General features: G+C 66.2%; 9 protein-coding genes and 9 tRNA genes. 6 read left to right on the top strand and 12 right to left on the bottom strand.

Annotated features, from left to right (window positions below; translation table 11 throughout):
• The first annotated feature begins 273 nt into the window (after positions 1-273).
• Positions 274-2,136, top strand: coding sequence for a methyl-accepting chemotaxis protein (locus AC3IPM_RS11205; RefSeq protein ID WP_489299918.1), 1,863 nt, complete (start codon positions 274-276; stop codon positions 2,134-2,136).
• A gap of 66 nt (positions 2,137-2,202) precedes the next feature.
• Here the strand turns inward: AC3IPM_RS11205 and AC3IPM_RS11200 are convergent.
• Positions 2,203-2,289, bottom strand: a tRNA-Leu gene (locus AC3IPM_RS11200).
• A 124-nt stretch (positions 2,290-2,413) separates the two neighbouring features.
• On the opposite strand from AC3IPM_RS11200, the gene AC3IPM_RS11195 reads away from it, so the two are divergent.
• Positions 2,414-2,794 carry a response regulator gene (locus AC3IPM_RS11195; RefSeq protein ID WP_489299917.1) on the top strand — a complete coding sequence of 127 codons (381 nt, stop codon included), beginning with the start codon at positions 2,414-2,416 and terminating at the stop codon, positions 2,792-2,794.
• 9 nt (positions 2,795-2,803) lie between these two features.
• Here AC3IPM_RS11195 and AC3IPM_RS11190 read toward each other — a convergent pair whose 3' ends face one another.
• Positions 2,804-3,760, bottom strand: a complete 957-nt coding sequence (locus AC3IPM_RS11190) for an SOS response-associated peptidase family protein (protein WP_489299916.1) — start codon at positions 3,758-3,760, stop codon at positions 2,804-2,806.
• A gap of 105 nt (positions 3,761-3,865) precedes the next feature.
• On the opposite strand from AC3IPM_RS11190, the gene AC3IPM_RS11185 reads away from it, so the two are divergent.
• Positions 3,866-4,282 (top strand): GNAT family N-acetyltransferase, encoded by a 417-nt coding sequence (locus tag AC3IPM_RS11185; RefSeq protein WP_489299915.1) that lies wholly within the window; start codon positions 3,866-3,868, stop codon positions 4,280-4,282.
• Between the two features lie 50 nt (positions 4,283-4,332).
• Here AC3IPM_RS11185 and AC3IPM_RS11180 read toward each other — a convergent pair.
• From AC3IPM_RS11180 to AC3IPM_RS11135, 10 genes are all read right to left on the bottom strand, one after another.
• Positions 4,333-4,408 (bottom strand) — tRNA-Glu (locus tag AC3IPM_RS11180).
• 49 nt (positions 4,409-4,457) lie between these two features.
• A tRNA-Ala gene (locus AC3IPM_RS11175) sits at positions 4,458-4,533 on the bottom strand.
• A gap of 130 nt (positions 4,534-4,663) precedes the next feature.
• Positions 4,664-4,739, bottom strand: a tRNA-Glu gene (locus AC3IPM_RS11170).
• Positions 4,740-4,789: 50 nt separating this feature from the next.
• Positions 4,790-4,865: transfer RNA gene (locus AC3IPM_RS11165), tRNA-Ala, on the bottom strand.
• 132 nt (positions 4,866-4,997) lie between these two features.
• A tRNA-Glu gene (locus AC3IPM_RS11160) sits at positions 4,998-5,073 on the bottom strand.
• Between the two features lie 52 nt (positions 5,074-5,125).
• A tRNA-Ala gene (locus AC3IPM_RS11155) sits at positions 5,126-5,201 on the bottom strand.
• 124 nt (positions 5,202-5,325) lie between these two features.
• Positions 5,326-5,401 (bottom strand) — tRNA-Glu (locus tag AC3IPM_RS11150).
• A gap of 54 nt (positions 5,402-5,455) precedes the next feature.
• A tRNA-Ala gene (locus tag AC3IPM_RS11145) sits at positions 5,456-5,531 on the bottom strand.
• A gap of 62 nt (positions 5,532-5,593) precedes the next feature.
• Complete coding sequence (locus tag AC3IPM_RS11140; protein WP_489299914.1) at positions 5,594-7,921, bottom strand: heavy metal translocating P-type ATPase; 2,328 nt, start codon at positions 7,919-7,921, stop codon at positions 5,594-5,596.
• Positions 7,918-8,316 carry a heavy metal-responsive transcriptional regulator gene (locus AC3IPM_RS11135; protein ID WP_489299913.1) on the bottom strand — a complete coding sequence of 133 codons (399 nt, stop codon included), beginning with the start codon at positions 8,314-8,316 and terminating at the stop codon, positions 7,918-7,920. The genes AC3IPM_RS11140 and AC3IPM_RS11135 overlap by 4 nt, the downstream gene beginning before the upstream one ends.
• A gap of 217 nt (positions 8,317-8,533) precedes the next feature.
• On the opposite strand from AC3IPM_RS11135, the gene AC3IPM_RS11130 reads away from it, so the two are divergent.
• From AC3IPM_RS11130 to dsbG, 3 genes are all read left to right on the top strand, one after another.
• The gene (locus AC3IPM_RS11130; RefSeq protein ID WP_489299912.1) at positions 8,534-9,604 is read left to right on the top strand and encodes a GlxA family transcriptional regulator; all 1,071 of its coding nucleotides are present in this window, start codon (positions 8,534-8,536) and stop codon (positions 9,602-9,604) included.
• A 132-nt stretch (positions 9,605-9,736) separates the two neighbouring features.
• Positions 9,737-10,540: a TlpA family protein disulfide reductase gene (locus AC3IPM_RS11125; protein ID WP_489299911.1), complete on the top strand. Its 804-nt coding sequence runs from the start codon at positions 9,737-9,739 to the stop codon at positions 10,538-10,540.
• Positions 10,541-10,576: 36 nt separating this feature from the next.
• Positions 10,577-11,395 (top strand): thiol:disulfide interchange protein DsbG, encoded by an 819-nt coding sequence (gene dsbG, locus AC3IPM_RS11120; protein WP_489299910.1) that lies wholly within the window; start codon positions 10,577-10,579, stop codon positions 11,393-11,395.
• Positions 11,396-11,770 lie beyond the last annotated feature (375 nt).

Raw genomic sequence — 11,770 nt, 5'->3', positions numbered from 1 at the left:
GGTCGCCCTAAAGCTTTTCCCGCACCTGTCGATATCCCTTCTGGAGCCCAGATCCCGCAGGCTCCGACCCGGCACCTGACTGCACCCATCGCGCAGCCCGGCCCCGAGTGCCTTTGCAACAGGCCGTCTGCAGCACGCAGTACCGCAGTTGTACAAGCCACTTGAGCGACGCCATGCCCCCGCTGGCGTCTTCGCAAGTCCCCCAGCCAATGCTGTGCCATCGGGCCTGCCGCCCGGTGGAACCTATCGCCAACGGGCACCGAGGATCAGAAGATGCTTACTTCAGGCATGCAGTCGCATGTACAGGGCAGGACCGACGGCGCTGCCGCCGGATCGATGTGGCAGGCGCTGGTGGCCCGCGTGGCCGCGCGGCGCGACAGCCACCGTGCCGATGCCCCGGCTGCCGCACGCCGACAGGCCGAGCTGGAGGCGCAGGTGAATGCGCTGCACCGGGTGCAGGCGGTGATCGAGTTCAGCCTGGATGGGACCATCCTGCAGGCCAACGACAACTTCCTGCAGGCCCTCGGCTACCGCCTGGACGAGATCCAGGGCAAGCATCACGCCATGTTCGTCGAACCGGCCTTTGCGCAGAGCGCGGAGTATCGTGACTTCTGGACCCGGCTGGGCCGCGGTGAATTCGATGCCGGCCAGTACCGCCGGTTCGGCAAGGGTGGCCGCGAAATCTGGATACAGGCCTCCTACAATCCGGTGCTGGACAGCCAGGGGCGCCCCTACAAAGTGGTGAAATTCGCCACCGATATCACCGCGCAGATGCTGCAGGCGGCCGACTCGGCGGGGCAGCTGGCGGCGATCAACAAGTCCCAGGCGGTGATCGAGTTCAGCCTGGATGGTCGCATCCTCACCGCCAACGAGAACTTCCTGACGGTCACCGGCTATACGCTGGAGGAAGTGCGCGGTCAGCACCATTCGCTGTTCGTCGAACCCGAGTACCGGCAGAGTGCGGAGTACCAGCAGTTCTGGCAGAAACTCGGGCGCGGCGAGTACGACGCCGGGCAGTACCGGCGGCTCGGCAAGCAGGGCCGCGAGGTCTGGATCCAGGCCTCGTACAACCCGATCTACGACATGAACGGCCGCCCGTTCAAGGTGGTCAAGTACGCCACCGACATCACCACCCAGATCCGCGAGGCGCAGGCATTGCAGCGTGCCGTCGCACAGACCCGCGAAGTGGTCGCGGCGGCGCAGGGCGGCGACCTCACCGGGCATATCGCGACGCTGGACAAGACCGGCCCGATCGCCGAGCTGTGCGAAGGCATCAATGCCCTGGTCGAGGCGATGGCCTCGATCATCGCGCAGATCAAGTTCGCCGCCGACACCATTGCGGTCGGCGCCAGCGAGATCGCCGAAGGCAACACCGATCTCTCACAGCGTACCGAGCAGCAGGCGGCTTCACTGGAGGAAACCGCCGTGTCGATGCAGGCGCTGACCGACACCGTGCGGCAGACCGCCAGCAACGCGCATCAGGCCCGCCAGCTGGCTAGCGGTGCGGTCGATGTGGCCGCGCAGGGCGGGCAGGTCGTGCATGAGGTGGTCTCGACCATGGCGCTGATCAATGCGTCTTCGCGACGGATCGTGGACATCATTTCGGTGATCGACGGCATCGCCTTCCAGACCAACATCCTGGCCTTGAACGCGGCGGTGGAAGCGGCACGTGCCGGCGACCACGGCCGTGGTTTCGCGGTGGTGGCCTCGGAGATCCGCTCGCTGTCGCAGCGCTCGGCCGGCGCGGCCAAGGAGATCAAGCAGCTGATCGGCGATTCGGTCGAGAAGGTCGGCACCGGCACCGGCCAGGTCGAAAGTGCAGGGCGGACCATGGATGAGATCGTGGTCAACGTGAAGCGGGTCAGTGACCTGATCAACGAAATCAGCGCCGCCACTCAGCAGCAGAGTGAAGGCATCCAGCAGATCAACCAGGCGGTCGAGCACATCGACCAGAGCACCCAGCAGAATGCGGCCCTGGTGGAGGAGGCGTCGGCGGCGGCACGCAGCATGGAAGACCAGGCCACCCAACTGCTGAAGACGGTGGCCGCATTCCGGGTGGAGGCGGTATCCGGCGCGGTGCGGCAGGCGGTCACTGCGGCGACCCACGGCAACCACGCGGCGTTGCGTCTGGTGTGAGGCGCGCGGGCAGGTGCCGGAAATGCAGAAGGCCAGATCGTTTGATCTGGCCTTCTACTTGTTCCATGGTGCCGAAGGTGGGACTCGAACCCACACGCTTTTAAGGGCGGCGGATTTTGAGTCCGCTGCGTCTACCGATTCCGCCACTTCGGCTGGCTGGCCGCGTAGTGTATACAAAAAGTGCAGGGATGGGCAGACCTGAACGCTTCATTCGCAATGAAGTCTTCATCCGGCCGGGACGCTATACTCATCGCGCTGAACCATACAGGGAGCCGGGATGAGCACGTTGCAGGATCTACGGGTACTGGTGGTCGAGAACGACGAAATGAGTGCGGCCCTGCTGCAGATGCAGCTGGTGCAGTCCGGCGCGATCGTCGTTGGATTGGCCGCCTCGGTTACCGAGTCGTTGCGTCTGCTGGGCGAGACCCAGCCGCAGGTGGCCCTGCTGGATTACCGGCTGGCCAACAACGAAACCAGTGAACCGGTCGCCGCGGCCTTGGCTGCGCGCGCGATTCCGTTCGTGCTGGCCACCGGCATGGCACCGGACCATCTGCCCGAGGCGTTTCGTAGCGGGGTGCTGTTGACCAAGCCGTACCTGACGGCCGAGTTGAATGCGGCGCTGGCGCGCGCGCTGGTCGGTGATTCCGTCGCCAGCTGAAGGCGGGCTTCAAGGGACTTCTTCGTACGCCAGGCTGACCGGGTCGCGATCGTCCAGGATCCGGTAGAGCGCGTCCAGATCATTCGGGTCCGGGTTCAACCAGGCATCCAGGTGTTCGGGCTTGATCGGCACGATGCAGCGGTCATGGCCGGCCGCGGCCACTTCCACCGGCGGCACGTCGGTGATCGCCGCGAACGAGAGCAGTCGGCCTTCCGGGCCTTCCCATTCCGACCACAGGCAGGCGATCAGCAGGTCGCGCGCCGGCTGTGGGCGGAATTCCAGCACCAGGTTCTCCGCGCGCTCACCGGCCGCCAGTGCGCGGTGTTCGTGTGCATGCCGGGGCACGTGCTCGTAGAACGACTGCATCACGACCACGCCATGGCGATGGCCGAAGGCGGATTTCCAGTACGCCCCCAGGCTGTCGCGGCGCGCGTTGTAGGTGCCCGGATACAGCACGTCGTTGCGGGCGGGTTTGTCCGGCAACCGGCACTGGTAGCGCATCGGCTTGATCACGCGCTGGCCGTGTTCGGCGATGAGCAACGGTGCATACACGCCGGGAAAGATGCGGCTGTCGCGCGGCAGCAGGCTGTTGCGGTGCAGGTCGTCCAGGCGCATCTGTGCGCGCTCGACCCGGTTACCGGCAACGCGCAGGTCGTTGCGTGCCTTCTGGCTGGGGCGGGTGGCGAGGGCCGCTTCGGCCGCTTGCAGGCGCGCACCCTGCAGGCGGATCTCCTCATCCAGTGCCTGTATTTCTTCGGCGTGCCACTGCTGGATCTTCGCCACGATGTCCTGGCCCTGCGCGGTGCGCGCGCCTGCAAAACCATCGTCCATCGCTTTGGGGGTTTTCGGGCGCGGCTTGCCGGCGTCATGCGCGTACAGCTGGGCGAATTCGTCCAGCGACAGCACGGCGCCGAATTCGCGGACCAGCTTGGTGTAATCGGCGCGTATCTGGGCGGAGTAGCACATGGCGGCAGCAGCGGGCGGGGAGGGCAACAGGATAGGCGGGTTTGTCGCACACGATGAGAACCGCGTAAGGCATGCTGGCAGCACTTTCCTCTTTGGACGTGCGACATGAGCTTGCCGCCTGGCGTGCACTGTTTTCCCCATCCACCGGGCGTGGCCGAGTATCGCGAACTGCGGGTGCTGGCCGGGCTGAGCCCGAAGTCTCTGGAGGCGGCCACGCTGGGCCTGCCCAACACGGTGTTCGGGGTCTGCCTGCGCGACGGCGAACGCCTGCTGGCGATGGGCCGGTTGATCGGCGACCGTGGCTGCTTCCTGCAGGTGGTGGACATTGCGGTGCTGCCCGAGTGGCAGGGCCGCGGGCTGGGCAAGGCGGTGATGCAGCAGCTGGATGATTGGCTGCGTGTCCATGCAGTGGGGGCGTACGTGAGCCTGATCGCCGATGGCCAGGCCAACCGCCTGTACGCACAGTTTGGGTTTGCCGAAACCGCACCCCGATCGGTGGGTATGGCCAAGGTGATTGGCTAGGTGCGAAAAACAAACAGCCCCGACCGAAGTCAGGGCTGTTTGTTTGAAGCTGGCGTCCCCACGGGGATTCGAACCCCGGTCGCCACCGTGAAAGGGTGATGTCCTAGGCCTCTAGACGATGGGGACGCGTTAAACCGAATTTTTGCTTCTATCGGACGGCCTGTGTCCGGAGAAGTGGTGGAGCCAGGCGGGATCGAACCGCCGACCTCCTGCATGCCATGCAGGCGCTCTCCCAGCTGAGCTATGGCCCCACGTTGATGCTGCGAGCCGCCTATCATAGCGACGTTTTCTGCCCTTGGGAAGTTTTATTTCAAACCTTCCGCATCGGCTGGTGCTGCAAACAAAACGCCCCGGCCGAGGCCAGGGCGTTCTGCGTTTGATTGGCGTCCCCACGGGGATTCGAACCCCGGTCGCCACCGTGAAAGGGTGATGTCCTAGGCCTCTAGACGATGGGGACGCACGAAACTTTGAATTTTGCTTCTATCGGACGGCCTATGTCCGGAGAAGTGGTGGAGCCAGGCGGGATCGAACCGCCGACCTCCTGCATGCCATGCAGGCGCTCTCCCAGCTGAGCTATGGCCCCACGTTGGTACCGCGAGCCGCCTAGTATACCTGCCTGTTCACGTTTGTGGAAGCCTTGGCTGCCGCAACCGGAACCGCCAGAGGCGGTGAACAAAAAGACCCGGCAAGCCGGGCCTTGATGGTCGTTGATGAGTGGCGTCCCCACGGGGATTCGAACCCCGGTCGCCACCGTGAAAGGGTGATGTCCTAGGCCTCTAGACGATGGGGACGCATAAAACTCATCAATGTATTCAGCAACTCCTGACGGCCTAAGGTCCGGAGTGGTGGAGCCAGGCGGGATCGAACCGCCGACCTCCTGCATGCCATGCAGGCGCTCTCCCAGCTGAGCTATGGCCCCACGATGCTGGAGGCCGAATTCTACGCGGCTGTGAAGCGTTCGCCAAGTCTTTTGTGTGACATCGCGATGAATTTCTTCGCAAACAAAAAGCCCCGACCGAAGTCAGGGCTGTTTGTTTTCAGATTGGCGTCCCCACGGGGATTCGAACCCCGGTCGCCACCGTGAAAGGGTGATGTCCTAGGCCTCTAGACGATGGGGACGCACGAAACTTTTCAATGTTGTTCACTTCCATCCGGTCGGCCTAATGACCGGAGTGGTGGAGCCAGGCGGGATCGAACCGCCGACCTCCTGCATGCCATGCAGGCGCTCTCCCAGCTGAGCTATGGCCCCACGTCGTGAGGAGCGGAATCATAGCGATGGTGTTTTTGATTGGCAAGCGAATTCTGCGCATCTCATGCAACAGGCAGTCGTTGATGACGTAGACGCAATGCGTTGCTGATCACCGACACCGAACTCAGGCTCATCGCCACTGCTGCCAACATCGGCGACAAGCTGATTCCCAGCGGATACAGCACGCCGGCCGCAACCGGAATGCCGAGTCCGTTGTAGAGGAAGGCGAAGCCCAGGTTCTGGCGCATGTTGCGCACGCTGGCGTTGGACAATTGTCGTGCGCGCAGGATGCCGCGCAGATCGCCCTTGACCAGCGTCACCTGCGCACTGGACATCGCCACATCGGTGCCGTTCCCCATCGCGATACCCACATCGGCGCTGGCCAGTGCTGGCGCGTCGTTGATGCCGTCGCCGGCCATCGCCACCTTGTGGCCCTGCGCCTGCAGCGAACGGATCAAGGCGGCCTTGTCGGCAGGGCGCATCTCGCCATGCACTTCATCCAGGCCCAGCGCACGCGCCACGGCCTGTGCGGTCGCCGTGCCATCGCCGGTGGCCATCACGATGCGCAGGCCGTCGCGTTGCAGCTGCGCGATCGCTTCGGCGGTGGAGGCCTTGATCGGATCGGCCACCGCCAGCAGGCCGGCCAGCTGGCCCTCCACGGCCAGATACATGACGCTGGCCGCGTCCTCGCGCAGGCGGTCGGCAGGCGCGCGCACGGCGTCCACCGCGACGCCGTTTTCCTGCATCAGCGACAGGTTGCCGAGCAGCAACGCCTTGCCTTCGACGGTGCCGCGCACGCCCATGCCGGTGAGCGAATCGAAGTCGTCCACACGGGCCAGCACGTTGCCACGTCGGCGTGCTTCGGCCACGATCGCGGCCGCCAGGGGATGCTCGCTGCCCTGGTCGAGACTGGCCGCCCAGTGCAGTACGTCGTCGGCGTTGAAGGGCGCTACCGCCTGCACCTCGCGGAAGGCGGGGCGGCCTTCGGTCAGGGTGCCGGTCTTGTCGACCACCACGGTGTCGATCTGGCGCAGTGCTTCGATCGCTTCGGCGTCGCGGAACAGGACGCCATGCTGGGCGGCGCGGCCGGTGGCGACCATGATCGTCATCGGCGTGGCCAGGCCCAGCGCGCACGGACAGGCGATGATCAACACCGCCACCGTGCTCAACACGGCATGCGTCCACGACGGTTCCGGGCCGAACAGGCCCCAGCCGAAGAAGGTCAGCACCGCCACACCGAGGACGACCAGCACGAACCAGTACGCCACGGTGTCGGCCATGCGCTGCATCGGCGCCCGCGAACGCTGTGCCTGTGCAACCAGCTGCACGATCTGCGCCAGCATGCTGTCATCGCCCAGGCGATCGGCGCGCACCACCAGGCTGCCGGTGCCGTTGAGGGTGGCGCCGATCACGCTGTCACCGATGCGCTTGCCGACCGGCACCGGCTCACCGGTGAGCATGGATTCGTCGATGCTTGAACGGCCTTCCAGCACGGTGCCATCGACCGGCACTTTTTCGCCGGGACGCACGCGCAGGCGGTCGCCGGGCTGCAGCTGGGCGATGTCCACGTCTTCCTCATGGCCATCGTCGCGGATGACCCGCGCGGTTTTCGGCGCCAACCCGAGCAGCGCCTTGATCGCCGCGGAGGTCTTGGCGCGGGCACGCAGTTCCATCAGCTGGCCGAGCAGGGTCAGCGAGATGATTACCGCGGCCGCTTCGAAATACACACCGACATGGCCGTGTTGCTGGAACGACGGCGGGAACAGCCCGGGGGCGAGGGTGGCGACCACGCTGTAGGCATAGGCGGCCAGCACCCCGGTGCCGATCAAGGTCCACATGTTCGGGCTGCGATTGCGGATCGACTGCGCCCAGCGCTGCAGGAACGGCCAGCCGGCCCACAGCACCACCGGAGTGGCCAGCGCCAGTTCGATCCAGACCCGCAGGTCTGGCGGGAGGCCGTGCAGCAGCGGCGTCATCGCCAGCATGGCCAGCGCCAGGGTGGCCACGCTGAAAGGCAGGCTCCACCAGAAGCGACGGCGGAAGTCGGTCAGCTCCGGGGGCTCGCCTTCGTCCAGGCGCGGCATCATCGGCTCCAGCGCCATGCCGCAGATCGGGCAGGTGCCTGGACCTTCCTGGACGATTTCCGGGTCCATCGGGCAGGTGTACAACGTGCCGCTGGGAGCCGGCTCGGCCGGGGGCGAAGACGGGGCGAGATAGCGCGGCGGGTCGGCGATGAAGCGGCGCCGGCAGCCATCGCTGCAGAAGGCGTAGTCGCTGCCCTCATGCACGGCGTGGTGCGCGGTGGTGGCCGGGTCGACGGACATGCCGCACACCGGGTCCTTGACCGTCGTGGCGTGGCTGGCGTGAGCGTGGTGATGCGGTGTGTTCATGGGTGGGCCGCCGTCAGTGCGGCCAGGATCGGGCAACGCTCCAGTCCACCGTGGCCCGGGCAGACATCGACCAGCTGTTTGAGCGCGCCATGCATGCGCTGCAGTTCGGCGATGCGCTGCGCGATGTCGGCCAACTTGTGCACGGCGGTGTCGCGGACCTGGGCCATGTCCTGGCCGCGCTGGTCGCTCAGCGCCAGCAACTCGCCGATTTCCTCCAGGCTGAAACCCAACGTCTTGGCGCGGCGGATGAACTGCAGCCGGGTCAGGTCGTCGGCATCAAATACACGGTAGCCGCCGGCGCTGCGTCGCGCGGTGGGCAGCAGGCGCTGGCGCTCGTAGTAGCGCACGGTGTCGATCGGTACGCCGGCCTGGCGTGCGAGCTGTCCAATGTTCATGGTCGCCTCGTGGAAGAACTCGAGGCAGGGTAAACCCTGGAGTCTGGTCCAGAGTCAAGGGTTGCTGAAGGGTGAACCGTGTCGCTTGCGGACCGAAAAATACAACTTGTTTCATAGCCCGGGCCGATTCGGCTCCGTAGCCTCCATCGAAACCGCGGTCGAACCTCTCTGGAACCGACCGCCGACCCGTTTCAGATGTGGGTTCAGGAGTTTGACCATGGATGCAGCTATCACCTCTTTGCCGCCGATGCACAAGCCGGCCTCCCCGACGTTGATGGAGGTGGCCGTGCTGGAATATCCCGGCAGCCTGCGCGCCGCCGCCCCGGTGTTGTCCGAGCTGGCACAGCGGTGCAATCGCACCGCGGCGGCCGGTAAACGCAGCGGCGCGCGGATGCTGGTCACGCGCTGGACCCCCTCGCAGCGTGGCCTGGGCATGCAGCGGGTGGCCGGTGCCGAGCTGTTCGGCGATGCACCGCCGGCGATCATCGTGGTGCCCGGCAACGAACCGAGCTGGCCGCTGGCCCAGCCCGACGAGCTGTTGCTGGGCTGGCTGCGCGACTGCCACGACGCGGGCAGCCTGTTGGCGGGCTGCGAAGAAGGTGGCCTGTTGATGGCCAGTGCCGGCGTGTTGGCCGGGCGCTCGGTGAGCATGCCGGACCTGCAGCGCTGCCCGTCGCTGGCCTCGACGGTACCGAGCTGGTTGCCCAGTGAGCGTGCGTTGGTGGACGACGGCGACCTGCTTACCGCGTCCGGGCCGGATGCCTGGAAGTACCTGAGCCTGCGCCTGTTGGCGCGGGTGTACGGGCAGAGCGTGATGAGTGCGGCGATCCAGCAGTTGCAGCTGGTGATTCCGCGCGCGGTGCAGGAAGACCTGGAGCGTTTCAGTCCCAACTTCGCCCACGGCGACCGCGGCATCCTCAAGGCGCAGCGTTGGCTGCACGGCATCGCCGCACGCGGGGTGACCCTGCAGGATATCTGCAGCTCGGCCGGGTTGGAGCCGCGCACCCTGCAGCGGCGCTTCCTCAAGGCGACCGGGCTGCGCCCGATCGAATACTGCCAGCGCCTGCGCATCGCCAAGGCGCAATTGCTGCTGCAGGCCGGCGGAATCGTGGACGAAGTGTCCTGGGCGGTGGGGTACTCCGACCAGAGTGCATTCCGCCGCCTGTTCCTGCGCATCGTCGGGGTGACGCCGGCACGCTATCGCCGGCAGATCTTCGCGCAGCGCCGCGAACGCAACCGCGCGACGCCACCACGCAGCGAGGCGGAGCCGGTTCGCAGCGCCGCCTGACCTGCACGGCACGCCGACCGTTCGTTCAGGTGCGGCTTGATCGCCCCACGCAGGGCTGGGACCATGCCAGCCGGTCCGTGATGAGCAGGCTCGCCTGACGGTGCAGTTACCGCAGGTGGCCGAGAGGAAACAATGATCAATAGTGTCGGCCCGGTTCCATTGGGCGTGGTGTGGGTATTGCTGGGGTGGCTGGTGGCGATCGCGGTAGCGCGTTGGCGGCGCCCGCCGCCGCAGCCGGACGTGCCGCGTGCCGGTTCGCTGCTGTTGGACATGCTGTTGCTGGGCCTGCTCGGTGGACGCATCGGTTTCGTGATCGCGCATTGGCGCGATTACCTGGAAGCGCCGTGGTCGATGCTGCGGCTGAGCGACGGCGGCTTCCTGGTCTGGCCGGCGCTGCTGGTCGGGCTGGGGTGGGGGTTCTGGCGGTTGCGCCGCTGGCCGACCCTGCAGCGTCCGGTGTGGACCGGTGCGCTGGCCGGCGTGCTGTGCTGGGCTGTGTTGTCGCTGGGCAGCGCCCATCTGCAGCAGTCGCGCGTGTCGCTGCCCGAACTGACCCTGCAGGACCTGGCCGGGCAACCGGTGGTGCTGGCCGAGCTGGCCGGGCAGCCGGTGGTGATCAACCTGTGGGCCAGCTGGTGCGGGCCGTGCCGACGCGAAATGCCGATGTTTGCCGCCGCGCAGCAGCGTGAGGCCGGCGTGCGCTTCCTGTTCGTCAACCAGGGCGAGGGCATCGAGGACGTGCAGCGTTTTCTTGCTCACGAAGGCTTGACGCTGAACGATGTCCTGTTGGATGAAGACAGCGCCACGTCCACGCAGCTGCAGGTGCACGCGTATCCGACTACCCTGTTCTTCGATCGCGAGGGGCGATTGCAGGGCCTGCACCTGGGCGAACTCAGCCGTGCCGGCCTGCAGTCGCAACTCGACCGGCTGCGCTGAGCGCGGCCTTTCCATCTGCTGAAACCAGGAGTTGCCATGTTGTTGAAATCCTCGCCCTCGCTGGGCGCCGTTCTGGCTGCATCGTTGTTGATGGCCATCGCCGGGTGCAGCCAGGCGCAGTCGCCGCAGGCACCCAAGGCCGCGGCCGGCAAGCCGGGTGAACAGCCGGCGGTGCTCAAGGGCATCGAGCAGCACGGTTTTGAAGTGCTCGGTGAGTTCGACGCGCCCGGTGGCCTGCGCGGCTTCGCCGGCGTGGTCGGTGGCCAGCAGCCGGCGGCGGCCTATGTAACCCCGGATGGCAAACACGTGGTGGTGGGCAGCCTGTTCGATGAGAATGGCCAGGACGTGGGCGCGGCGCCGCTGGAGAAGCTGGTGGCCAAGCCGATGTCCGAGCGCACCTGGGCCAAGCTCGATGCCAGTGCCTGGGTGCGCGATGGTCGTGCCGATGCGCCGCGGGTGGTGTACACCTTCAGCGATGCCAACTGCCCGTACTGCCACAAGTTCTGGGAAGCGGCGCGGCCGTGGGTGGACAGCGGCAAGGTGCAGTTGCGCCACGTGATGGTGGGCGTGATCCGCGAGGACAGCCCGGCCAAGGCCGCTGCGATCCTGACCGCGTCCAATCCCAGCGCGGCGTTGTTGGAGAACGAGCACAACTTCGACAAGGGCGGCATCAAGCCGGCCGCCAAGCTGAGCACCGAGGTCGCCAACAAGCTCGATGCCAACCAGGTGCTGATGATGGAGATGGGCTTCCAGGGCACGCCGGGCATCCTGTTCAAGGATGCCAAGGGGCTGGTCGACCGCCGTGCGGGCATGCCGCAGGGCAAGGACCTGGACCTGATCATGGGGCCGCGCTGAGACGCGACCCGCATCTTCATACGCGCGCCGGTGCAACGCCGGCGCGCAGTTTAGTGACGCAGGTCCGCAACGGCACGACGGCCGCGGTGTGGGTTTGATTTGAATCAAAGACGAAAAACGCGCGCGCACTAGGCTGTGCGCATGGTCGTTTTCAACCTCTTTTGCGGCGTCGCATGCGTCACGCCAACGGCGGCGTCATCGTTTCGACCCGTCACATTCACGATGTTCTCACCCTGCCGTTGCTACTCAGGGCGTTGGCGTGCGGACGCAATTCCGCATACCACCCGGGATGAGGAGGGAATCCCACGCGGGGGTCCACGCGCTGGCGAACGGCCGGCTGCCATCACGGCACCGGTTGACGGCGTGCGTGTGCCT

This window comes from Stenotrophomonas sp. GL_111, assembly GCF_057835245.1.
This window is presented reverse-complemented; position numbering and strand designations above follow the sequence as displayed.